The sequence below is a fragment of the Campylobacter concisus genome, from assembly GCF_902460625.1.
Lineage (GTDB): Bacteria > Campylobacterota > Campylobacteria > Campylobacterales > Campylobacteraceae > Campylobacter_A > Campylobacter_A concisus_AD.
In genome coordinates, this window is record NZ_CABPUT010000006.1 from 145,491 (window position 1) to 166,785 (window position 21,295).

A 21,295-nucleotide genomic window follows, 5' to 3' on the forward strand; every position below is an offset into this window, starting at 1 on the left:
TTAAAATCGTACTTTGTGAGAAAATTAATATTTTTATGTAGAAAAATATTTACATTTTTGGCTTAAGTTTTTTGAAATTTTTGTAAATGTAAATCAGTTGTAAATAAGTTTTGTAAGATTAATATCAATTAAATTTGTTTTAAATCTTTAAAGGAGAAAGAATGAATCGACGAGAATTCATAAAAAGTGCTGCAGCCAGTGCTGCTTGTGCTAGTGCTGGTATAGCCGTACCAAGCTCGCTAAGTGCAGCAAACGAAGCTGAAAAAGGCTGGCGCTGGGATAAGGCTGCTTGCAGGTTTTGTGGGACAGGCTGTGGCATCATGGTCGCTACAAAAGAGGGCAAGATAGTAGCTGTAAAAGGCGATCCAGAAGCGCCAGTAAATCGTGGCCTAAACTGCATTAAAGGCTATTTTAATGCTAAGATCATGTACGGCGAGGATAGGATCACTCATCCGCTTTTGCGTGTAAATGAAAAAGGCGAATTTGATAAAAAAGGAAAATTTAAGCAAGTAAGCTGGAAGCAAGCATTTGATGTTATGGAGGCTCAGTTTAGAAAAGCATATGATGAACTAGGCCCTCACGGCATCGGAGTTCTAGGCTCTGGTCAATATACTATTCCAGAAGGTTACGCTGCTGTTAAGCTTATAAAAGGTGGCTTTAGAAGCAATAGTATTGATCCAAACGCAAGACACTGTATGGCAAGTGCAGTTGTTGGTTTCATGCAAACATTTGGTATAGACGAGCCATCAGGCTGTTTTGATGACATTGAGCTTACAGATACTATTGTGGCTTGGGGCGCAAACATGGCTGAAATGCACCCAATCCTTTGGGCACGCGTGAGCGATAGAAAGCTTAGCGATCCTGATAGAGTAAAGGTTGTAAATTTAAGCACCTACTCAACTAGAACATCAAATTTAGCTGACATCGAGATCATTTTTGCTCCATCATCTGACTTGGCTATTTGGAACTACATCGCTCGTGAGATAGTTTATAACCACCCAGAGATGATTGATGAAGAATTTGTTAAAAAACACTGTGTATTTACAACCGGTCCAGCCGACATCGGATATGGTCTTCGTCCAGACATTCATCATAAAAAATATGCTCCAAGCGAGCTAGACACTGCTGCTACTGAGAAGTCAAAGGTGCTAAGTGAAGCTGAGGGTGTTACACTTGCATATCTTGGACTAAAAGCTGGTGATACGCTAGAAAATAAAAATGCTGCAAAATCTGGCGCACATTGGCAAATAACATTTGAAGAGTTTAAAAAAGCTCTTGCACCTTACACGCTTGACTTTACAGCAAAGGTGGCAAAGGGCGATCCAAATGAAGATATAGAAGAATTTAAGAAAAAGCTAAAGGCACTTGCTGATCTTTACATCGAGAAAAACCGCAAAGTCGTAAGTTTTTGGACGATGGGCTTTAATCAACACCAACGTGGTACATGGGTAAATGAGCAAGCTTATATGGTGCATTTCTTACTTGGTAAGCAAGCACTTCCAGGCTCAGGAGCATTTTCTTTAACTGGTCAACCAAGTGCGTGTGGAACTGCAAGAGAGGTTGGAACATTTGTTCACCGCTTGCCAGCTGATATGGTTATTGAGAATCCAAAACATAGAGAGATAACTGAAAAAATTTGGAAACTTCCTGCTGGAACACTAAGTGGCGTACTCGCTTCTCACTACGTAAAAATGATGCGTGATCTTGAAGATGGTAAGGTTAAATTTATATGGGTTCAAGTAAATAATCCGTGGCAAAATACTGCAAACGCAAACCACTGGATCAAAGCAGCTCGTGAGATGGATAACTTCATCGTTGTAAGCGATCCTTATCCAGGAATTTCTGCAAAAGTGGCTGACCTTATCCTCCCAACTGCGATGATCTATGAAAAATGGGGTGCTTACGGTAATGCTGAGAGAAGAACACAACACTGGAGACAGCAAGTACTTCCAGTTGGCGAAGCGATGCCTGATATTTGGCAAATGATGGAATTTAGTAAGCGCTTTAAGCTAAAAGATGTTTGGGGTGAGAAAAAAGTAAATGATAAAGTTACACTTCCAAATGTACTAGATGCTGCAAAAGCTATGGGATACAGCGAAGAAGATACGCTATTTGACGTACTTTTTGCAAACGAAGAGGCTAAGAAATTTAGCGCAAACGATCCAATCATGGAAAACTACGACAATACAGAAGTATTTGGCGATAGCAGAAAAGTGATCGGCTCAGATGGCAAAGAATTTAAAGGATATGGATTTTTCGTCCATAAATATCTTTGGGAAGAGTATAGAAAATTTGGCGTTGGACACGGCCACGACCTAGCAGACTTTGACACTTACCACAGAGTAAGAGGTCTTAGATGGCCAGTAGTTGATGGCAAAGAGACTCAGTGGAGATTTAACACTAAATTTGACCCATACGCTAAAAAAGCTGCCCCAAATGAGAAATTTGCATTCTACGGCAACAAAAATGCAGCACTTCCAACAGGCGATCTAAAAGGCGTTACAAATAAAGATAAAACATCTCTTGCAAACAAAGCAAAAATTTTCTTCCGCCCTTACATGGATCCATGCGAGATGCCAAGCAAAGAGTATCCGTTCTGGCTATGTACTGGCCGTGTTCTAGAGCACTGGCACTCAGGCACTATGACCATGCGTGTTCCTGAGCTTTATAGAGCTGTTCCAGAGGCACTTTGCTATATGCATGAAGATGATGCTAAAAATCTTGGCGTAATGCAAAATGAGATCGTTTGGGTCGAATCACGCCGTGGCAAGGTAAAAGCAAGAGTTGATCTAAAAGGTAGAAATAAGCCACCAGTAGGTCTTGTTTATGTGCCTTGGTTTGATGAAAACGTATTTATCAATAAAGTCACACTAGATGCTACTTGCCCAATCTCAAAAGAGACTGATTATAAAAAGTGTGCGGTTAAAATTTACAAAGCATAGGTGAGCGATATGGGATTTTCAAGTAGGCGAGAGGCTTTAAAATTTGGAGCAAAAGTAGCACTTTTGGCTCTTGGCGGAGGCTTTGTTTGGTCGCTTAGTGCCAAGGCTTCGCCACTTATGCTTCTTAGGCCTCCTGGTGCAAAAGAAGAGAAGCAATTTTTACAAAGCTGCATTAGGTGTGGGCTTTGCGTAGAGGCTTGTCCATTTGATACGCTAAAGCTCTCATCGCTAGAAGATGGCATAAGCATTGGAACGCCTTATTTCGAGCCTAGAAAAATTCCTTGCTATATGTGTGAAAATATCCCTTGTGTGCCAGCCTGTCCGACTGGAGCTTTGGACGTAAATTTAGTAAGCACAAAAGGCAAGCTTGATATAAATAAGGCCAAAATGGGTGTTGCGGTGGTTGATATGAAAAACTGCGTGGCACACTGGGGCATACAGTGCGATGCTTGTTACAGGGCTTGTCCTCTTTTGGATAAAGCCTTATATCTTGAATATCGCCGTAACGAAAGGACGCAAAAGCATGCCTTTTTGCTTCCAGTGGTCGATAGCGACATCTGCACCGGATGTGGCCTATGCGAGCGAGCCTGTATCACTAAAAAAGCAGCCATTACTGTGCTAAACCGTGACGCTGTGCTTGGCAAAGTAGGCGATAACTACGTTAAAGGCTGGATAAAAGAAGATGAAAGACGCATAGATGATGCGGACAGCAAAATAAAGCTTGACATTAAAAAAGCGACTGATTATCTAAATGGTGGTGAGCTATGAAATTTTTAATCTTAAGACGAATAACTCAAATTTCTATCCTAGCACTATTTATCCTAGGAAATTTTTACGGAGTTAAGATACTTAGCGGAAATTTAAGCTCATCTTTGCTTTTTGGAAAAATTCCACTAAGCGATCCATTTGCTTTGGTTCAAATTTTACTTGCAAGCTTTAGCGCTGGCATAAATGCAATTATTGGAGCTGGCATTATCTTTGCATTTTATGCACTGGTTGCTCCAAGAGCGTTTTGTTCGTGGATATGCCCAATAAATTTACTAACCGATATCGCTTTTAAACTAAGAGAAAAATTTGGCTTTAAGGGCGAAAAAGTCTTAAATGTGAGTAAAAATTTACGTTATTACTTGCTGGCTCTTGCTCTTATATTAAGCCTTGCTTTATCTTATCCAGTATTTGAGAGCGTTAGCTATATTGGCATTATTCAGCGTGGTATTATTTACGGCTCAGCTAGTGCTTTAGGCATAGCGGTTGCGATCATTGCTTTTGATATGTTTGTGTTAAAGCGTGGCATTTGCTCGCACGTTTGTCCACTTGGTGCCTTTTATGCCATCATCTCAAAATTTGCCCTAATTAGAGTAAAACATGATGCCCAGGCTTGTACAAAATGTATGAAATGTAAGCTTATTTGTCCAGAGATGCAAGTGCTTGATATGATCGGTAAAGAGAGCCGCTCGGTAAGCTCAAGCGAGTGCATAAGCTGTGGTAGGTGCATTGATGTTTGTGGAGACGGGGCTTTGAAATTTAGTATTAGAAATTTAAGGAGAGAAAAATGAAAATAAAAATAATGATGCTTGGAGGATTGTGTGCTGCGTTTTTTGCGGCATGTACTTTTAATAATCCAAGTATTAGTGATTCGCAAATCGGCTTTAGAAATATCGATTTGCTAGACGATAAAGACGTTGTATTAAAAGATGTGAACTACACAAAAGAGCCAGCTGGTATGTCAAAGAAATTTGATAGGTCTTTTGAAAATGCACCGCCATTTATCCCACACGATACTGAGGGTTTAGTGCCTATCACAAAGGATATGAATATGTGCGTAACCTGCCATATGCCTGAGTTTGCAAAAGATAGTGGAGCAACACCGATACCATCATCTCACCTTTATGACATCAGAAATAAAAAAGATCTTGCAGGCAAGCTTGATGATGAAAGATATAACTGCACAACATGCCACGTTGAGCAACAAACTGGCTTAACTCAGCTAGTCGGTAATAAATTTAAGCCTGACTTTAGAGATAAAAACGGTACTCATAAGTCAAACTTGCTAGATGTTTTAAACGATGGTGTTAAATAATGCAAAGCAGGCGAGAGCTTTTTAGTAAAATTTTGGGGGCAAAATCTGCTCCCAAATTTATAACTCCGCCATTTTTTAGTGGTGAGTTTGACTGCGATGGATGTGATGCTAGCTGCGTAAATGCTTGTGAAAAAGAGCTTCTTAGCTTTGAAAATGAAAGGGTAGTTTTTAAAGTTAAAAAGCTGGGCTGTGACTTTTGCGAAGAGTGCGCAAAGGCTTGTGAGAGTCTTGGTAAGAAGACATTAAGCCTAAGCTCGCCAAAAAGTATAAACGCAAAAGTTAGCATCGATGTTTCTAGCTGTCTAGCATGGAACGATACGATCTGCTACAACTGCCTTGATGCTTGCAAATTTAAAGCAGTCGAATTTCTTGGCGTTTTTCGTCCTATTGTTAATCAAAACTGCGTAAGTTGCGGCGAGTGCTTTGATGTTTGCTTTAAAAATTCACTTCAAATGGAGGCCTTATGAGAGCTTTGTTTTTTATTTTTTGTCTATTAAATTTTATCTTTGCAAGCGAGATCACCACTCCATACAAGCAAATAGAAGCTAGTGCAAATGTGCTAAGCACAACGCTAATAAATGGCAAACTCTTTATCGCGACTGATGGCGGGACGGTTGAAATTTATGATCCTAAAGAAGATAAATTTGAAGAGATAATAAAAATAAAAGATATAAAAACATACGTTAGCGATCATGAAAGACCAAAAATTTTAAACGTTGATGAGTTAAATGGCAAGATACTCATCCTAAGTGAGGGTGACTATGCTACAAAGGTGCTTTATATAAGAGAAAATGGGCAGATGAAAAGCATAAAAATACCAAATCAAGCAACAAAAAAGGCATTATTTTTAGATGACGAGCGTATTGCACTTGCTTCAATCAGTAATGAAATTTACTTTTTAAACTTAAAAAGTGGTGAAATTTATGATAGCTTTAAAATTTCAATTGCAATGCTCTCAGATATGGAGATAAATGAAGACAGAGGCAGGCTAGCTATCGCTTGTGAGAGCGGGAAGGTCTACTTTTATAATATAAAAGCTAAAAAAATGGATCAAATTTTAGATATTCATACAGACAATATCTACGACATCTCATATAAAAATGGCGTCATGATCAGCGGAGGCACCGACAGGATAGTGGGGATATTTTCAGCTGGAAGCCTAAAAAAGATAAATACCGGCTTTTTGGTCTATGGCGTCGGCCTTAGCGATGATGGTAGAGTGGCGGCTTATATGAGCGATGAGATGAGCGATGTAAATTTAGTTGATAGTAAAAGTTTAGAAAATATCGCAATGCTAAAAACTGGACAAAGTACGATAAATAGCATAGTTTTTATAAGCGATAATGAAGTCGTAACTTCAGCCTATGAGAATAAAATTTTGTTTTGGAGAATTAAATGAATATTTCAAGTTTAATAGTTTATACGGACAATAAAAATGAAAGTGTAAAAAATGAGATAAAAAAGCTAAAAGAGTGTGAAATAATAACCGACGCAGACGATAGAATCGTAGTGGTAGTTAGCTCAGATAGTATTGAAGATGAGATAAAAAATTTTAAAAAGATAGAAGCTATCAGTGGAGTAGTGAGTGTTGCGATGGTTTACAGCTATCAAGAAGATGCCGAAGAAAATAGGAAAAAGCTAGAAGAAAATGGCAAGATAAGTGAAATTTTAACAAGTGATGAGGTAAAGGCTGAAGATATTACTTATGGTGGCAGCGTGCATCATAGAGTGAAATAGCAAAACTAAATTTCTATCTTTTGCATTATGATTAAAAATTTATAGTGCAAAAGCCTACCTTTCGTATAGATCCTCTTAATAAATTCATTGATAGTACTGTTTTCACTTAATTAACTTTATTTGGTTTGTAGATTTAAATTTATGTTCAATGGCTTAATTTAGATTTTTGGTGAAAAAATCACTCAGCGAGCATTAAAATCAAAAACATAACAAGTGAATTAATTTTAGATTAGAAGATCTTGAGATGATATTTGCATAAAGAATTTTAGTAGGTCAGTTTTGGCTTACTAAATTTTCTCGCCTAAGGTCTATCTTTGATCAAATTTAATAAATTTTCTCCAATGTTTTCATTTGTTAGATTTGAAATTTCTTTATAAAAATTTCCTTTTTTGTCTATTAAGTATATTGAAGAGCTGTGGGCAACAGAGTAGCCCATGGCTGAGTTTTCAAGACGGACTTTTTGAAATTTTACACCATAGGTTTTTGCCACTTCTTTTAAAGCATTTAGTTTTAATCCATCAGCATCTTTATAGAAATTTTTTGCCATTAGAGTTAAATTTTCAGGAGTATCGCGTTCAGGATCAAGTGTAATAAAAAGTAACTCAAAGTCATCTCTTTTTAGTTTATTTAGCTCATCGCCAATCAAAGAGAGCGCAGTAGGGCAGACATCGGGGCAAAAAAGATAACCAAAATATATAACTTTGTACTTTCCGTCGTAATTTTTAAGACTTACTTCACCATTTTGTGAAAGTGCCTTAAAATCATACTTGTTTGGCTTTGTTAGCAAAAGTGCAACACCTATACAAATTAAGATTATTATTAAGCCCCAAAATGCCTTTTTCATCGTTACCCTCTATAATTTTAGATCAAGATCTACAAAAAAACCAGTTTCTTTTTCGTCATCAAGCACTTTAAATCTATATCTCATAAGCTCGACAACACAAGCACTTAGCACTACTTGAGCAGTTAAGTTATCGCCTCTTGGCTCAAGTCTTGCTTTGATCGATCCCATATTCATATTTATGCCGTCTATTTCAAGACTTGGATTTTTTAGCCCTAAATTTTTACCATTAATGATTTTAAAGCTAAAAGGCCTCATAGCATAAATAGGTCTTGGCGAGATGTCTATTTTTAGCTTTACGCCTTTAAATTCCATCTCACAAGATTTATTGTTTAGATCACATTTTAAAGGATCTAGCGATGTGTTTACATCGGCAAATTCAGGTGGATCTTCTTTGCTCGTTGTCATAAGCTTATAGCCTATCGAAAAAGCACCTAAAACAATAAAGATAAATGAAAAAATAATTATGATTTTTTTCATTATTTAAAGTTTTTAGTTACTCCGATATTATCAAGCTTTATGCTCTCGCCATTGCTAAATTTTAGCTCTAAATCAACTTTATCACCATCTTTTAATGGTTTGTTTAGATCCATAAGCATAATGTGTAAACCGCCAGGAGCTAGTTTTGTTTCACCATTTTTTGGGATCACTGCATCTTCGATTTGAACCATAGCCATCATACCATCATTCATTTTGTGAGTATGAATTTCTGTGTTTTTGCAAACGCTTGAGTGAGCACCAATAAGCTTTACATCAGAATTTGAAGCATTTTTTATATCCATAAAAATTGCACTATTGTTTGTGCCGGGTTTTGTATCTCTAGCTCTAACATTTTCTAGGCTGATATCAGCCGCCATAAGAGCAGAAGCTGCAAGCATCGCACCAAAAACGATTTTTTTCATATTTTTCCTTTGTGGTAAAATTAATAATGGTTTTCACATTATACATTTAGAACTACTTAATTTACCTTTAAAATCTAAAAATATAAATTTTTTAGGATATAATTACGGACTAAATTTTACTTTTTGGGATATTTCACTTGAAAAAAATTATATTTTTCTTCATCGCGTTATCGCCTTGTCTTTTTGCCCAAAATTATGAAGAAATTTACTTAAAAAATGGCTCAGCTGCTGTTATTGATGCCATCGAAAAAAATATTTTAAGTAAGGATTACTGGCTAAAAAAGCTTGAGGGCAAGGATGTAAGATATGGGTATTATGACAACGAGATACTTCTAAGTGTAGTTGATAAAACTAAAAAAAAGCTTGAAGTGATCTCTTATAATGGCGGCATTACAAAAAAGCTTTTTAGCTCAAGCGTTATAGTTGGCAAAAATGGTGATAAGCTTCTTGAAGGCGATCTAAAAACACCGGTTGGAGTGTATCAGCTTACACGTAGATTTACGCCAAATGATAGATATCTTGGTCCACTTGCATTTTCGCTTTCATACCCAAATTTGCTTGATAAGCTTGCAAAGCGAAATGGTGGTGGCATTTGGATACATGGCTACCCGCTTGATGGTCAAAGGACAGACGAGCTAAAAACAAAAGGCTGCGTGGCTATGCAAAATGATACTTTGATGAAATTTGATGATGTTGTGGATCACAAAAAAACACTTGCATTTATCTACGAAGATAAGCGTCCAGAAGCTAGCGCAAAAGATATTGCAGTGATCATTTCTGGGCTTTTGGGCTGGAAAAAGACATGGAGCGAGAGCGACATTGAAAACTATCTTAAATTTTATGATAAAAACTTTGAGCGATACGATGGTATGAGCTTGGAAAAATTTAAAAGTATGAAACGGGCTATTTTTTCTAAAAAAGAGAAAAAACGCATTAGTTTTTCAAATTTTCTCATCACGCCTTATCCAAACCTTAAAAATGATAGGCTTTTTCGTGTGAGTTTTTATGAGGATTATGTTTCAGATACGCACAAATTTGCTGGGCAAAAGACGCTTTATGTGAAGCTTTATAACGATGATATGAAAATTTTTATAGAGGAGTAAAAGTGGAAAAATCTCAAGAAGTAAAAGAAAAAATCGAGAAAATTTTAGAGGCAAGAGCTGCTTTTTTTGCTGAGCTTGACCGCCAAGTTCCAAAGAAAGATGGTACTGATGTTTTTGATTTTAGCAAAGTAAAAGAGGCTGATCTGAAAGAAATTTACGCCAAATTTTATGCATTTGATTACAACGTAAGAAAACTTTTACCGGATGTTTATACTGCCTTTAATGTGAATTTTAATGTCTGAAATACGTCTGAATAAAGTTTCATATATCCATAATCTCACTCAAATTTGTGCTAAAACTGGTGGCAAAGAGAAAGTAATAGTTGTGTTAAAAGACAATGCTTATGGCCATGGCGCAAGGCTTATTGCAAATGAAGCTAAAAAATTTGGCATAGAAATTTGTGCTGTAAAAAGCGAGTTTGAGGCAAATGAAATTTCTGACATATTTGAAAATATTCTCATTCTCTCACATATCCCAACCGGAAATGAAAGTAGTAAATTTATCTACGCGATAAACGATATAGAGGCACTTTTAAAGATAAAAGATGGCTCAAAAATCAACCTTGCAATCGATACTGGCATGCATAGAAATGGGCTTGATATAAGCGAGCTTGATTACGCCTTTGAAATTTTAACAAGAAGGAATTTAGAGCTTCTTGGAGCTTATACTCATTTTCGCGCAAGTGATGAGCTAAATGCTGATTATTTTGTGCAAAGGGAAAATTTTAGGGCTGCAAAAGAGAAAATTTTAGCTCTTTGCGATGAGTTTGGTATAAAAAAACCGATCTTTCACTCTCACAACTCAGCTGCTCTTGAGAGAGCAGGCGAGCTTGAAGATGATATGGTGCGTATTGGTATTGCCCAGTATGGATACTCTCAGTTCAATGATAGTTTGGGGTTAAAGCCGGTACTTTCACTATGGGCAAAAAGAGTTAGCAAGCGTATTTTAAAAAGTGGTCAAGGTGTTGGATATGGCGCTAAATTTAGCGCAAAAGAAGATATAAATGTAGCCACCTATGATCTTGGATATGGCGATGGGTTACTAAGATACAATGGCTGTGGTGAGTTAAGACTTGCCAATAACGAGCCAATACTAGGCAAAATTTCTATGGATAGCTTTAGTTGTAAAGATAGCGGCGAGTGGGTCTGTGTCTTTGAGGATGCAAATATTTGGGCGAAATTTTTTGATACGATAAGTTATGACATTTTAGTAAAACTCTCGCCAAACATCACTAGAAAATTTATATAAAGGCAATATGTGAAAAAGATTATTTTATTAGCTCTTGCTAGCCTTGCTTTTGGTGTGCAAGAGAGTGAGTTTAAAATTTATGAGCAGATACTAAATCAGCTTGACACTAAGCAGATCCCAACCTTTGTCGTCCAAACTGCAAAGCCAAATTTACCAAGCAGGGTCGATGAGATGATTACGCTAAAAGATGTGAGTAGCAGCGGGCTAAACATACATGGCGAGTTTGTTTTAAACGAGACCAAGATAAAGAGGATAAAAGGCTACAACAAAGCTCAAATTTTAGCTTTAAAAGATGAGTTTTATAAAAATGGAAAAGATGTGCTTTGTAACTCAGGTATGGCTAGAGCTGTGCTAAATCGTGGCATCACTCTAAGTGGTAGTTACGGCTTTGAAGGTAGGCATTTTTTTGATATAAATTTGGATAAAAGCAGTTGCGAGTAGTCCTTTTTTTACTATTTTTTTACTCGCTTGCCCTGGCTCTTACGCCAGATATGGCAGCGAAAAATCACGCAACTTACTACAAAAAAAAGCTCCCATTCATCTGCACGCCAACACTGACACTTAATGATATCTTGAATGTCGGTGATACGCTCATTTATAGATATGCCATCAAACACGCAAGAAAGCAAGAGATCAAAAGGCTTGAGGAGAAAGAACTTTTGGAATTTATCGAAGCTATCAAAAAAGAGAATCTGCGAACTGCTTGCAAAGATAAAGAGATCTTAAATATGCTAAGTATCGGTGTTGCATTGGATGAGCTTTTTTATTCAGAAAATGGTGAGCTGATCTTTGAGTACACTATAGAAGATCGCGACTGTAAGGAATTGCAGTGAAATTTGGGGCTAAATTTTGGTTTTTTGGTTGTAAATTTGATCTTTTTGCAAATTTTAAAATTCCATTTACTCACAAGAATCTACTACTGATTTTAAGCCTCGCAAAGCTTGTCGCTAAAATCAGAGTCTAAATTATTCGCTCATAAAATTTAAAATTTTTGCAAATTTATAAATTTAAAGCTAAAAAAAGATGGCAAAAAGAAGAAATTTAGCCCAAATTTCACTAAGGACTAAATTTTTACATGCCTCTTTTTATCTCTTGTTCAAGTTTTTCAAGCTCAGCAATCCTATCGCTAGTGCTTGGATGCGTTCTAAAAAGTACGCCAAGCTTGTTAGTTAGCGAGCCAAATGGATTTACGATAAACATATGAGCACTTTGCTCGCTTGCGTTTTGCATAACGTAAGAATTTGAGTAGCTCTCAAGCTTTCTTAGAGCGCTTGCAAGCCACTCTGGGTGTCCTGTTAGATAGGCTGCGCCTTTGTCCGCCTTGTACTCGCGCTCCCTTGAGATCGCCATTTGGATGATTGTGGCAGCTATTGGCATGAGTATAGCAAGTGCTAGCATAACGATGGCATTACCGCCACCTCTTCTTGAACCACTGCTTTGCCCAGCAATACCACCAATCTTAGCAAAATTTGCAAGCATTGCGATAGCACCAGCTAGTATGGCAGCGATTGAGCCAGTTAGGATATCGTAGTGCCTTACGTGGCTTAGCTCGTGAGCTAGCACGCCTTCGATCTCGTTTTCATTCAAAATTTTTAAAAGCCCCTCGGTGACCGCGACAGCTGCGTGGCTTGGGTTTCTGCCTGTGGCAAAGGCGTTTGGTACCTCTTCTGGGATGATGTAAATTTTGGGCATAGGCAAATTTGCCTTTTGTGTGAGGCGAGATACGATCTCATAAAGCCCGTGAGCATTACTCTCATCAACTGGGATAGCGTTATATCTTTTAAGCACTATAGTATCACTAAAAAAATATGAAAAGATATTTGTGCCAGCCGCTATCAAAAAGGCGATCATCATGCCATGCTCACCTCCAATATATCCGCCAACAGCGATAAAAATCAGCATTAAAGTAACCATTAAAAAAGCGGTTTTGAAAATTTCCATTTTTGTCCTTATTCTTTTATAGCGTTTGGCAAGATCGCGGCGTCAATGTTAAATTTTGCAAGCTGTGCTAGCTCGCTTTCATCTTTTACCAAAACAGCTATAAGTGCATCAAATAAATAGCTCTCAGCTATCTTAGCTAGATCTTTTGCAATGTCAATATCTGCGATAATAAATTTTGCTCCAGCCGCGTTTGCGATAATGGCTTCATTTATATTTGTCACAAAAACGCTAAAGTTTGCTTCAGCTTCTAGTGCCCTTTTTATGAAATTTCTATCAAATTTAAAGAGATTTTGCCTGCCGTTTGAAATTTCATCTTCACTTTTGCAAAGATATAATGGCTCAAATTTGATCAGCTCATCACCCAAAATTTTCATCCCTCACCCTTTATGCACTCTTTACAGATGTATTTTCCGTCTCGCAGCACCATTTGGTCGATGTCACTAAAGACACCGCATTTGCTACACTCTTCGAAGTTGCTGGTGCTTATCTTGTCGCTTTTTTTTCTATTTTTAAAAAATATGATGTAAATCGCAATCAAAATCGCTACAAAAAGCAAGTATTTCAACGTTTCTCCCCTTGATTTTTGAGATTAAAATATATGTAGTTTCTGTTTTTTTCATTATAAATTTGCGCGTTGATACCTAAAATTTCATCCATGACGCTTGAGCCCTTGTAGATGAGAAATTTAGTGCTTTCATCATAAAATCCCTCGCAAATTTTTATGAGCTCTTTTGTCTTGCTAAGTGCTCTTGAGGTGATGAGATCAGCTGTAAATTTATCTGCAAGCTCGATCTTTTGGCTATGAACTTCTAAATTTTGCAAGCCAAGCTCGATTTTAACGAAGCTTAGAAACGATGACTTTTTGGCTATCGGCTCAAAAAGGTGCCACTTAGTGCGTGGCATCGCAAGTGCTAGAAATATCGCTGGAAAGCCAGCCCCACTGCCAACATCGATCGCAGTTTTAGCACTTAGATCAAAAATTTCAAGCGGTCTAATACTATCAAGCACCTGCTCGCTTATGTCTTTATAATTGCTTAAGCTATGAACTTTGTTAAATTTAGCAAAAATTTGAGCGTAAGCCTTTACTTTTTCGTCAAATTCAGCTGGCAAACAAAGCTCATTTTTCATCACAAGATGTGCCCCATTTGCTCTTTTTTGACCTTTAAGTAGCCTTCGTTAAATTTATTTGGCTTGATGACGATAGGCACGCGTTTTACGATCTTTACTGAGCTTAGTCCGTGAAGTTTTAATGGGTTATTTGTGAGCAAATTTACCTCTTTTATGCCGTAGTGATTTAGGATAAAATCAACCACTTCGTAAGTCCTCTCATCAGCCTTAAAACCTAGCTGGTGATTGGCTTCTATCGTGTCAAAGCCCTTGTCTTGGAGGCTATAAGCGTTTATCTTGTTTAAAAGCCCGATATTTCTGCCTTCTTGACGTAAGTAGATGACCATGCCGCCATTTTCTTCGATATATTTTAGGCTCGCTTCAAGCTGGTCGCGACAGTCGCACTTTAGGCTTCCGATCGCATCGCCAGTTAGGCATTCGGAGTGAATTCTAAGATTTACCACCTCGCTCAAAGGCTCTTTGTAGATCACGAGGTGCTCTTTTGACCCTTCTTTGAAGGCTTGAACCTTATAAGCGCCAAACCTTGAAGGTAGATTTGCGGCGTTTGAAATTTCTATTTTCATTTTAAATTTACTCCAACTGTGCTAAACTAGCTAAAAACCACGCATTTTAACAAAGAAAAGGCAAAAATATGTTTAAACGTTTTAGAAGATTAAGAATAAATCCAGCCCTAAGAGACATGGTAAGAGAGACTAGCCTTAGCGTAAATGACTTCATCTATCCGCTCTTTGTAGTCGAGGGCAAAGGCGTTAAAAACGAGATCGCTTCGATGCCGGGCGTTTATCAAATGAGTATCGATGAAATTTTAAAAGAGTGCGAAGAGATAGTAAATTTAGGCATAAAATCGATCATTTTATTTGGCATACCAAGCCTAAAAGATAGCGTTGGTAGTGACGCACTAAGCAACGACGGCATCATCGCAACCGCGCTTAGAGCCATAAAAGATAAATTCCCAAATTTAGTAGTTGTCACTGATCTTTGCTTTTGTGAATATACAGACCATGGCCACTGTGGCATAATCGACCACGTGCACAACACCATCGACAACGACGCAACGCTTGAAATTTCAGCTAAACAAGCCTTGATACACGCTCAAAATGGGGCCGATATGATCGCACCAAGCGGTATGATGGATGGCATCATTGCAACGCTAAGAGAGGCGCTTGATAGCAACGGCTTTGAGAATTTACCAGTGATGGCATACTCGACTAAATTTGCCTCAGCCTACTACGGACCATTTCGCGATGTGGCGCAAAGCGCTCCAAGCTTTGGCGATAGAAAGAGCTACCAAATGGACAGCGCAAACCGCCTAGAGGCTATCAATGAGAGCTTGCAGGACGAGGCACAAGGCGCTGATATCTTGATGGTAAAGCCAGCGCTTGCCTATCTTGACGTAGTTAGAGAGCTTAGAAATTTAACACTTCTGCCACTTTGCGTCTATAACGTAAGCGGTGAGTACGCGCTGCTAAAAGCTGGCGCAAAAGCTGGCATCATAGACTATGATCGCGTTATGATGGAGACTTTGATTGGCTTTAAAAGAGCAGGGGCAAATTTGATCATTTCATATCACGCAAAAGAAGCAGCCAAAATTTTAAGGGGCTAAGATGAGGCACTTTTTGACGCTAAATGACTTTAGTAAAGATGAGATCGAACAGATGATAAATTTAGCCCGTAAGATCAAAAAAGAGGCGAAGGCTAGAGAATTTAAGCCATATCTTAAAGATCAAAAGCTTGCGATGATATTTGAAAAAAGCTCAACTAGAACTAGGGTAAGCTTTGATGTAGGCATGCATGAGCTTGGCGGATATGCGCTATTTTTAAGTAAAAATGATATACAAATAGGCCGTGGCGAGCCAATCCGTGACACTGCCAGAGTGATAAGCAGGATGTGTGACATGGCTATGCTAAGGGTCGATAAACACGAGACGCTAGAAGAATTTGCTAAATTTTCAAGCGTGCCAGTGATAAACGGCTTAAGCGATAAATTTCACCCAGTGCAGCTAATGGCGGATTATCTTACGATGCTTGAATTTAGCGCAGGTGAAAAGGTCGCATACGTAGGAGATGGCAACAACATGACTCACTCGTGGCTCATGCTAGCAAGTAAGCTAGGACTTGAGCTAAGAGTAGCCACGCCAAAAGGCTACGAAGTGGATGCAGAAATTTTAAAGATGGCTAATGAAAACGCAAAAATTTCAGGTGCGAAAATTTTTATCACAAATGATATAAAAGAAGCGGTAAATGGTGCCGATGTAGTGACTACAGATACTTGGATATCGATGGGGCAAGAGGCTGAGAAAGAAAAGAGGCTAAAAGACTTTGCTGGATACTGCGTGGATGAAAATTTGATGAGCTTAGCTAAAAAAGACGCGATATTTTTGCACTGCTTGCCAGCTTATAGGGGCTACGAAGTGAGCGAGGCAGTTTTTGAGAAGCACGCAGATGAAATTTTTAGCGAGGCTGAAAACAGACTTCATGCCCAAAAAAGCGTGATGGTCTGGCTGGATGAGAGAAGAAGATGAGCAAAGAGAAAAATATATATGATGAGATAGATGAGATCGGCAATAACCTTGGGCTGAGTAGCCCTGAAAAGACGATCTTTGAGATAGTTTCAACAAAAAATCCAAATGAGCATATTTTAAATTTAAAAAGTGGCTCTTGGGACTCAAAAGAGCCGTGGTTTGGTATTGATGAAAATCAAAATTTACACACAGTAATCTCTGTAAAATCGCTTTCGGCTTTGATCGAGGCCTTAAAAGAGTCGCAAAAAGAAAATTTTGATCTAAGGCTTGAAAAGACGATCTGGCAAAATATACCGGTTGATTTTAGCGATGTTTGGGTGGTTGCTATGGATGAGATAAAAAAGATCGCAAGCGATAAAAAAAGTAGGCAATTTAATATTGATCTTGACAAACTAGTAAAAAATATCAAAAAAGAGCACCCAAATTTATTTGTAGACATAAAAGAGGTGATTCAAATGGCAAGGAGTAGGGCAGATGATTGATTTTAGTGCTTATGTGAAGTATTCAAGGCCAGGGCCAAGATATACTAGCTATCCGACAGCACCAGAGTTTAGTGATAAATTTAGCTATGAAGCTTATATAAAAGAGCTTGAAAATCGTGATTTGAATCGACCGCTTTCGCTTTATTTACACTTGCCATTTTGCAGAAGTGCTTGTTATTTTTGTGGCTGTAATGTCATCTACACTAGCAAAGAGGACCGCAAAGAGAAATATATAAGATATATAGAAAAAGAGCTTGAAATTTTAGCTCACTACCTGGACACCAGTGCCGAGGTCTTACAGATGCACTTTGGTGGCGGCACACCAACATTTTATAATGCCGCGCAGCTTGATGAGATCATAAAACTAATCAAATCTAAATTTAAAAATTTCTCAAAAGAGGCTGAGATAAGCTGTGAGATAGATCCGAGATTTTTAACAAACGAGCAGCTTGACGTGCTTATATCTCATGGCTTTAATCGCATAAGCTACGGCGTGCAGGACTTTGATGAAAAGGTGCAAAAAGAAATTCATAGAATTCAGCCCTATGAGATCACCCAAAATGCTGTAAAAATGGCTAGGCAAAAGGGCATAAAATCAATAAATATGGACCTGATCTATGGCCTGCCGTATCAAAGCCTAGAGAGCTTTAAAAAGACGCTTGAACTAGCCCTCACACTTGATCCTGATAGACTTGCGGTATTTAACTACGCTCATGTGCCATGGATAAAAAAATCAATGCGTAAATTTGATGAAACCACATTGCCAAATCCAGAAGTGAAGCTTGAAATTTTAAAATTTACAGCTGAGTTTTTAACTAAAAATGGCTATATAATGATAGGAATGGATCACTTTGCAAAGCCAAATGATGAGCTTTTTGGTGCTCTTGCAAATGGTACTTTGCATAGAAATTTTCAAGGTTATACGACAAAGGGTGGTGCTGATCTTATTGGCATTGGAGTGACTAGCATAGGTGAATGCAAAAGACACTACGCACAAAATCATAAAGATATGGACGAGTATGAAAAGGCGATCGATAGTGGAAGATTGCCGTACGCAAAAGGAATTTATCTAAGTGATGAAGATCTACTTAGAAAGAGTGTGATTATGAACTTAATGAGTAATTTTGGGCTTGATATCAAAGCCATCGAGAATGAATTTCATATAAATTTCTTTGAACACTTTAAGGATGAGCTTGAGGAGCTTAAAAATTTAAGTGAATTTGTTGATATTGCACCTACAAAAATTAGCGTAAATGAAACAGGGACACTAATAATACGTAATATTGCAATGTGCTTTGATGAGTATCTTAAGAAAATTCCTGAGAGTTTGAGACGATTCTCTAAAACTATATAAAAATTATTTTTTTGTCATAAGATATTTAAAATATATTTAATATTTCTTGTTGTATAATTCGTACCAAAAAGTTCAAGTCTAGGCTTGTTAATAAAAAGGTAAAAGGATCTTAGTTATGAAAAAGATGTTAGCAATTAGTGCTTTGGCAGCAACTGTGCTGTCAGCTCAAGATGTTCCTTATAGGATTTTTCTAGCTTCATTTGCACAAGATGATAATCAGGCTAGAATTGATAGTGCTGTTAATAAAGTCAATAGCAAAATTTCTGATAGCAGACTAACTACAGGTATCTATGAGGTTGGTGGACGAAAATTTTTGTATGTTGACACAGTTCCAGTTTCTGAAAATGAAGCTAATGAATTATTGACTAAAGTTCAAAATGAGTCAGGATATAAAGATGCTTTAATGAGAGCAAAAGCACCTGTAGCTGATACTCAAATAACAAAAAAATCTAATATAGAACAAGCTATATCAACTGAAGTAAAACCAGTAGCACAAGTTGATGATGGAGTTTTGACTTTAGATCAAGTTATAAAGACTATTTTAAATGAAAACCCAAGTTTAAAAGCTACAGAATTTAACTATCTACAAGTTGGTAAAGATCTAAAAATAGCAAAAAATGCTTACTATCCAACACTTGATGCTGCTGCTAGAGTAGGATATGAGAAAAAACGCCTTGATGATGGAGTTTCTACAAGAAGAGGAGATGGAAGAATCTCTGGCACATCTCTAACCTTGGTTGAAAATTTATACAATGGTGGTGCTGATAAAAATAGAATAAATTCTCAAAGTGCAAGACTTGATTCAGCTGCTTATTCAGTAGCACAAGCTGCAGATAGACTTACGCTAAATGCTGCAAATGCTTACTTGCAAGTTCTTCAAACTAAGAGAATTTTAGACATTGAAGAAGAAAATGTAAAGAGTCACGAGGAAATTTATAGTCAAATTAAAGATAGAGCAAGATCAGGTTATGGCGTAGCTTCTGAAGAGAGACAAGCTGGATCACGCTATACTTTAGCTCAATCAAACTATACAGCCGCTAAAAATAACTATGAAGATGCACTTTCTACATTTGAGAAATTATATGGAAAAAAAGTTGCAGCTAAAAATTTAGTGATGCCTGAGTTTAGCCTTCCTTTGCCTAGCACAAAAGAGGCTGTTTATAACAAAGCTATTCTTTGCAATCCATCACTTTTGGTTCAAAAATCAAATATTGCTATGGCAGAGTCAGTTGTAAAAGAGAAAAATGCGCCATTCTTACCAAAATTAGATCTTGTTGTATCTGGTGCGTATGATCATTCAAATGTTTTATATGACAATTATGAAGAACAAACATTCGACGCACTTTTAAGACTAAACTATAACCTTTACAATAAAGGCAATGATAAACTAGATAAAGAAAAAAGCCAACTTGCCGTTCAACAAGAGCAACAAACTTTGGATAATCTTGTAAGAGAGCTTAAAGAATCTTTGGAATTTTCATGGCAAAATTATGTTCTTAACCAAGAAAAAATGGGATATCTAAATCAACACGTTGAATATGCTAAAGCTACACTTGATGCTTATCAGGATGAGTTTAGAATCGGTCGTCGTGATCTTATAAACTTACTTGATGCTGAAAATGAATATAACTCCGCGTTAAAAGAGATCGCTACAACTGAGACAGCACTATCTTATGCAAAATACAGACTATTAGATAATATGGGAATGATCTCAGATAGCTTTGAACCAGGTTTTGCAAAGAGATACATTCAAGGTGCTTGCAGCATTCAAAACGATTTAAGATAAAAATGTAAAAAGTAATGACCATGAGGGTCAAGACAAATTTTTGGACGCTTATAGTAAGCGTCCTTTTTTTATTATTAGCAAGTGCTATTGGGGATTTTATAAAATCAACAACTATAGCAAAGGTAGCTAAAATTTATGGAGAAGATGCAAGAAGAAGGGCTTCTGCTCTAAATTCTTTAATGACTTCATTGCAAGATGCAACTGAACAAGAGAAATTAATAAAAGTAAATGACTTTTTTAACTCTTTTAGATGGGTTGATGATATGCAGCTTTGGCACAAAAAGGATTATTGGGCTACTAGAATGGAATTTATAGGAAAAGGTGCTGGTGACTGCGAAGACTACGTTATCGCAAAATATTTTACACTAAAGCAGCTAGGAATTCCAACTCAAAAATTATACTTCACATATGTTAAAGCCTTAAGATACAATCAAGCTCATATGGTTTTAGCATACTATGATACACCAAAATCTATTCCATTAATTTTAGATAACATAAATGGTAAAATAAAAATCGCAACTCAAAGAACAGACCTTGTTCCAGTTTATAGTTTTAATGGTGATTCGCTATACTTGGCAAAACAAGAAGGTCTTGGTCAAGCAATACCAGGTGGAAATAAAAAACAAAATCCTAAGTGGATGGAACTAATAGATAGGATAGGAAAAGAGGATTTATGACGCTATTTAAACAAATTATGATCGCCGTGATAACTTTTGGTATCATGATTTTTATGGCTGTTGGCTACTTAAATTTTAAGAGCCTAAATGGATATATTAATGACCAGCTTGGTGAAAACGCAAGACATACAGCAAATTCGCTTGGACTTGCTTTAAAGCCTATTATCGATCCAGATGACATGTCCTTGGCTCAAACAATGATAAATTCTATGTTTGACAGCGGTAGATACAAGCTTATCAAGCTTGAAGATGTTGATGGCAAGGTTCTTATTGAAAATTCTCAACAAACTGTTGTTAAAGATATTCCTGAGTGGTTTTACAAAATAGCCAAGTTTGAAGCGCCAATAGCAGATAGCGAGATTATGACTGGCTGGGCAAAATTTGGCACGCTTTATGTTCAAGGCAGCACCGCACTTGCCTACAATGAGCTTTATACTAACTCAAAAAATATTTTTAATTTTCTTCTTCTGATGATAATTGTCACTCTCGTGGTGGCATATTTCGCTCTAAAAGCTATTTTTAGACCACTTATGAAGGTTCAAGATCAGGCTG

The 21,295-nt window shown here is 37.3% G+C and carries 28 protein-coding genes; 20 read left to right on the forward strand and 8 right to left on the reverse strand.

Translation table 11 applies throughout. From position 1 onward, the window contains the following. Window positions 1-161 precede the first annotated feature (161 nt). The 7 genes from napA to F3G69_RS05160 are packed head-to-tail and all read left to right on the forward strand — an operon-like array spanning window position 162 to window position 6,759. Entirely contained in the window at window positions 162-2,942 is a 2,781-nt protein-coding gene (napA, locus tag F3G69_RS05130) for a nitrate reductase catalytic subunit NapA (protein ID WP_149714608.1), read from the forward strand. Window positions 2,943-2,951: 9 nt separating this feature from the next. Beyond that, a complete protein-coding gene (gene napG / locus F3G69_RS05135) occupies window positions 2,952-3,710 on the forward strand; it encodes a ferredoxin-type protein NapG (RefSeq protein ID WP_087577164.1) in 759 nt (252 codons plus the stop codon). Continuing rightward, window positions 3,707-4,498: a quinol dehydrogenase ferredoxin subunit NapH gene (napH, locus tag F3G69_RS05140; RefSeq protein ID WP_103560247.1), complete on the forward strand. Its 792-nt coding sequence runs from the start codon at window positions 3,707-3,709 to the stop codon at window positions 4,496-4,498. The genes napG and napH overlap by 4 nt, the downstream gene beginning before the upstream one ends. After that, window positions 4,495-5,022 carry a nitrate reductase cytochrome c-type subunit gene (locus F3G69_RS05145; RefSeq protein ID WP_084108411.1) on the forward strand — a complete coding sequence of 176 codons (528 nt, stop codon included), beginning with the start codon at window positions 4,495-4,497 and terminating at the stop codon, window positions 5,020-5,022. The genes napH and F3G69_RS05145 overlap by 4 nt, the downstream gene beginning before the upstream one ends. Further along, window positions 5,022-5,489, forward strand: a complete 468-nt coding sequence (locus tag F3G69_RS05150; protein WP_149714609.1) for a 4Fe-4S dicluster domain-containing protein — start codon at window positions 5,022-5,024, stop codon at window positions 5,487-5,489. Before F3G69_RS05145 ends, F3G69_RS05150 begins: the two co-directional genes overlap by 1 nt. Then, on the forward strand, window positions 5,486-6,421 hold the full coding sequence (locus tag F3G69_RS05155; RefSeq protein WP_149714610.1) for a WD40 repeat domain-containing protein: 936 nt from the start codon (window positions 5,486-5,488) through the stop codon (window positions 6,419-6,421). Before F3G69_RS05150 ends, F3G69_RS05155 begins: the two co-directional genes overlap by 4 nt. Next, window positions 6,418-6,759 carry a chaperone NapD gene (locus tag F3G69_RS05160; protein WP_072594844.1) on the forward strand — a complete coding sequence of 114 codons (342 nt, stop codon included), beginning with the start codon at window positions 6,418-6,420 and terminating at the stop codon, window positions 6,757-6,759. Before F3G69_RS05155 ends, F3G69_RS05160 begins: the two co-directional genes overlap by 4 nt. Before the next feature lie 301 nt (window positions 6,760-7,060). Here the strand turns inward: F3G69_RS05160 and F3G69_RS05165 are convergent, their stop codons facing one another. The 3 genes from F3G69_RS05165 to F3G69_RS05175 form a co-directional block, all read right to left on the reverse strand. Beyond that, entirely contained in the window at window positions 7,061-7,603 is a 543-nt protein-coding gene (locus F3G69_RS05165) for an SCO family protein (RefSeq protein WP_107793201.1), read from the reverse strand. A gap of 9 nt (window positions 7,604-7,612) precedes the next feature. Then, window positions 7,613-8,008, reverse strand: coding sequence for a hypothetical protein (locus F3G69_RS05170; RefSeq protein WP_021090968.1), 396 nt, complete (start codon window positions 8,006-8,008; stop codon window positions 7,613-7,615). Between the two features lie 71 nt (window positions 8,009-8,079). After that, a complete protein-coding gene (locus tag F3G69_RS05175; protein WP_103599784.1) occupies window positions 8,080-8,502 on the reverse strand; it encodes a copper chaperone PCu(A)C in 423 nt (140 codons plus the stop codon). A gap of 137 nt (window positions 8,503-8,639) precedes the next feature. Here F3G69_RS05175 and pgp2 point away from each other — a divergent pair, with 137 nt between their 5' ends. Genes pgp2 through F3G69_RS09545 form a run of 6 tightly spaced genes read left to right on the forward strand, consistent with a single transcriptional unit; the run spans window position 8,640 to window position 11,817 of the window. Next, window positions 8,640-9,605: a cell shape-determining L,D-carboxypeptidase Pgp2 gene (gene pgp2, locus F3G69_RS05180; RefSeq protein ID WP_021090919.1), complete on the forward strand. Its 966-nt coding sequence runs from the start codon at window positions 8,640-8,642 to the stop codon at window positions 9,603-9,605. A 2-nt stretch (window positions 9,606-9,607) separates the two neighbouring features. After that, window positions 9,608-9,847 carry a CmeU family protein gene (gene cmeU, locus F3G69_RS05185; RefSeq protein WP_021091016.1) on the forward strand — a complete coding sequence of 80 codons (240 nt, stop codon included), beginning with the start codon at window positions 9,608-9,610 and terminating at the stop codon, window positions 9,845-9,847. Further along, a complete protein-coding gene (locus F3G69_RS05190) occupies window positions 9,840-10,853 on the forward strand; it encodes an alanine racemase (RefSeq protein ID WP_149714611.1) in 1,014 nt (337 codons plus the stop codon). The genes cmeU and F3G69_RS05190 overlap by 8 nt, the downstream gene beginning before the upstream one ends. Window positions 10,854-10,862: 9 nt before the next feature. Then, window positions 10,863-11,294: a peptide deformylase gene (locus tag F3G69_RS05195; RefSeq protein ID WP_149714612.1), complete on the forward strand. Its 432-nt coding sequence runs from the start codon at window positions 10,863-10,865 to the stop codon at window positions 11,292-11,294. After that, window positions 11,285-11,686: a flagellar protein FlaH gene (locus F3G69_RS05200; protein WP_103599787.1), complete on the forward strand. Its 402-nt coding sequence runs from the start codon at window positions 11,285-11,287 to the stop codon at window positions 11,684-11,686. Before F3G69_RS05195 ends, F3G69_RS05200 begins: the two co-directional genes overlap by 10 nt. After that, window positions 11,683-11,817 carry a hypothetical protein gene (locus F3G69_RS09545; protein ID WP_258033551.1) on the forward strand — a complete coding sequence of 45 codons (135 nt, stop codon included), beginning with the start codon at window positions 11,683-11,685 and terminating at the stop codon, window positions 11,815-11,817. Before F3G69_RS05200 ends, F3G69_RS09545 begins: the two co-directional genes overlap by 4 nt. Window positions 11,818-11,924: 107 nt before the next feature. Here the strand turns inward: F3G69_RS09545 and htpX are convergent, their stop codons facing one another. From htpX to ribA, 5 genes are read right to left on the reverse strand one after another with little or no spacing between them, the layout of a single operon-like run. Further along, window positions 11,925-12,794: a zinc metalloprotease HtpX gene (htpX, locus tag F3G69_RS05205; RefSeq protein WP_149714613.1), complete on the reverse strand. Its 870-nt coding sequence runs from the start codon at window positions 12,792-12,794 to the stop codon at window positions 11,925-11,927. Window positions 12,795-12,802: 8 nt separating this feature from the next. Continuing rightward, complete coding sequence (locus F3G69_RS05210) at window positions 12,803-13,168, reverse strand: hypothetical protein (protein ID WP_149714614.1); 366 nt, start codon at window positions 13,166-13,168, stop codon at window positions 12,803-12,805. Next, a complete protein-coding gene (locus F3G69_RS05215) occupies window positions 13,165-13,359 on the reverse strand; it encodes a hypothetical protein (protein WP_149714615.1) in 195 nt (64 codons plus the stop codon). Before F3G69_RS05215 ends, F3G69_RS05210 begins: the two co-directional genes overlap by 4 nt. Further along, complete coding sequence (gene rsmG / locus F3G69_RS05220) at window positions 13,356-13,922, reverse strand: 16S rRNA (guanine(527)-N(7))-methyltransferase RsmG (protein WP_149714616.1); 567 nt, start codon at window positions 13,920-13,922, stop codon at window positions 13,356-13,358. Before rsmG ends, F3G69_RS05215 begins: the two co-directional genes overlap by 4 nt. Then, complete coding sequence (gene ribA, locus F3G69_RS05225; RefSeq protein ID WP_149714617.1) at window positions 13,922-14,485, reverse strand: GTP cyclohydrolase II; 564 nt, start codon at window positions 14,483-14,485, stop codon at window positions 13,922-13,924. Before ribA ends, rsmG begins: the two co-directional genes overlap by 1 nt. 68 nt (window positions 14,486-14,553) lie before the next feature. Between ribA and hemB the strand changes: the two genes are divergently transcribed. The 7 genes from hemB to F3G69_RS09460 form a co-directional block, all read left to right on the forward strand. Next, window positions 14,554-15,525: a porphobilinogen synthase gene (gene hemB, locus F3G69_RS05230; protein ID WP_149714618.1), complete on the forward strand. Its 972-nt coding sequence runs from the start codon at window positions 14,554-14,556 to the stop codon at window positions 15,523-15,525. Between the two features lies 1 nt (window position 15,526). Further along, window positions 15,527-16,444, forward strand: a complete 918-nt coding sequence (gene argF / locus F3G69_RS05235; RefSeq protein WP_103599793.1) for an ornithine carbamoyltransferase — start codon at window positions 15,527-15,529, stop codon at window positions 16,442-16,444. Beyond that, complete coding sequence (locus tag F3G69_RS05240) at window positions 16,441-16,926, forward strand: DUF2603 domain-containing protein (protein WP_084040706.1); 486 nt, start codon at window positions 16,441-16,443, stop codon at window positions 16,924-16,926. Before argF ends, F3G69_RS05240 begins: the two co-directional genes overlap by 4 nt. Then, the gene (gene hemN, locus F3G69_RS05245) at window positions 16,919-18,280 is read left to right on the forward strand and encodes an oxygen-independent coproporphyrinogen III oxidase (RefSeq protein WP_103599794.1); all 1,362 of its coding nucleotides are present in this window, start codon (window positions 16,919-16,921) and stop codon (window positions 18,278-18,280) included. The genes F3G69_RS05240 and hemN overlap by 8 nt, the downstream gene beginning before the upstream one ends. A gap of 115 nt (window positions 18,281-18,395) precedes the next feature. Next, the gene (locus F3G69_RS05250) at window positions 18,396-20,066 is read left to right on the forward strand and encodes a TolC family outer membrane protein (protein ID WP_149714619.1); all 1,671 of its coding nucleotides are present in this window, start codon (window positions 18,396-18,398) and stop codon (window positions 20,064-20,066) included. A 20-nt stretch (window positions 20,067-20,086) separates the two neighbouring features. Beyond that, window positions 20,087-20,743, forward strand: a complete 657-nt coding sequence (locus F3G69_RS05255) for a transglutaminase-like cysteine peptidase (protein ID WP_054196396.1) — start codon at window positions 20,087-20,089, stop codon at window positions 20,741-20,743. Next, window positions 20,740-21,295, forward strand: a 556-nt coding sequence (locus F3G69_RS09460; protein ID WP_316341980.1) for a LapD/MoxY N-terminal periplasmic domain-containing protein, incomplete at its 3' end; no start/stop codon positions are given. The genes F3G69_RS05255 and F3G69_RS09460, both read left to right, overlap by 4 nt.

Excerpts from the sequence above, each read along its gene's own strand:
- napA (WP_149714608.1), top strand. The coding sequence starts at position 162 with ATGAATCGACGAGAATTCATAAAAAGTGCTGCAGCCAGTGCTGCTTGT.
- napG (WP_087577164.1), top strand. The coding sequence starts at position 2,952 with ATGGGATTTTCAAGTAGGCGAGAGGCTTTAAAATTTGGAGCAAAAGTA.
- napH (WP_103560247.1), top strand. The coding sequence starts at position 3,707 with ATGAAATTTTTAATCTTAAGACGAATAACTCAAATTTCTATCCTAGCA.
- F3G69_RS05145 (WP_084108411.1), top strand. The coding sequence starts at position 4,495 with ATGAAAATAAAAATAATGATGCTTGGAGGATTGTGTGCTGCGTTTTTT.
- F3G69_RS05150 (WP_149714609.1), top strand. The coding sequence starts at position 5,022 with ATGCAAAGCAGGCGAGAGCTTTTTAGTAAAATTTTGGGGGCAAAATCT.
- F3G69_RS05155 (WP_149714610.1), top strand. The coding sequence starts at position 5,486 with ATGAGAGCTTTGTTTTTTATTTTTTGTCTATTAAATTTTATCTTTGCA.
- F3G69_RS05160 (WP_072594844.1), top strand. The coding sequence starts at position 6,418 with ATGAATATTTCAAGTTTAATAGTTTATACGGACAATAAAAATGAAAGT.
- F3G69_RS05165 (WP_107793201.1), bottom strand. The coding sequence starts at position 7,603 with ATGAAAAAGGCATTTTGGGGCTTAATAATAATCTTAATTTGTATAGGT.
- F3G69_RS05170 (WP_021090968.1), bottom strand. The coding sequence starts at position 8,008 with ATGACAACGAGCAAAGAAGATCCACCTGAATTTGCCGATGTAAACACA.
- F3G69_RS05175 (WP_103599784.1), bottom strand. The coding sequence starts at position 8,502 with ATGAAAAAAATCGTTTTTGGTGCGATGCTTGCAGCTTCTGCTCTTATG.
- F3G69_RS05190 (WP_149714611.1), top strand. The coding sequence starts at position 9,840 with ATGTCTGAAATACGTCTGAATAAAGTTTCATATATCCATAATCTCACT.
- htpX (WP_149714613.1), bottom strand. The coding sequence starts at position 12,794 with ATGGAAATTTTCAAAACCGCTTTTTTAATGGTTACTTTAATGCTGATT.
- F3G69_RS05210 (WP_149714614.1), bottom strand. The coding sequence starts at position 13,168 with ATGAAAATTTTGGGTGATGAGCTGATCAAATTTGAGCCATTATATCTT.
- rsmG (WP_149714616.1), bottom strand. The coding sequence starts at position 13,922 with ATGAAAAATGAGCTTTGTTTGCCAGCTGAATTTGACGAAAAAGTAAAG.
- ribA (WP_149714617.1), bottom strand. The coding sequence starts at position 14,485 with ATGAAAATAGAAATTTCAAACGCCGCAAATCTACCTTCAAGGTTTGGC.
- hemB (WP_149714618.1), top strand. The coding sequence starts at position 14,554 with ATGTTTAAACGTTTTAGAAGATTAAGAATAAATCCAGCCCTAAGAGAC.
- argF (WP_103599793.1), top strand. The coding sequence starts at position 15,527 with ATGAGGCACTTTTTGACGCTAAATGACTTTAGTAAAGATGAGATCGAA.
- F3G69_RS05240 (WP_084040706.1), top strand. The coding sequence starts at position 16,441 with ATGAGCAAAGAGAAAAATATATATGATGAGATAGATGAGATCGGCAAT.
- hemN (WP_103599794.1), top strand. The coding sequence starts at position 16,919 with ATGATTGATTTTAGTGCTTATGTGAAGTATTCAAGGCCAGGGCCAAGA.
- F3G69_RS05250 (WP_149714619.1), top strand. The coding sequence starts at position 18,396 with ATGAAAAAGATGTTAGCAATTAGTGCTTTGGCAGCAACTGTGCTGTCA.
- F3G69_RS05255 (WP_054196396.1), top strand. The coding sequence starts at position 20,087 with ATGAGGGTCAAGACAAATTTTTGGACGCTTATAGTAAGCGTCCTTTTT.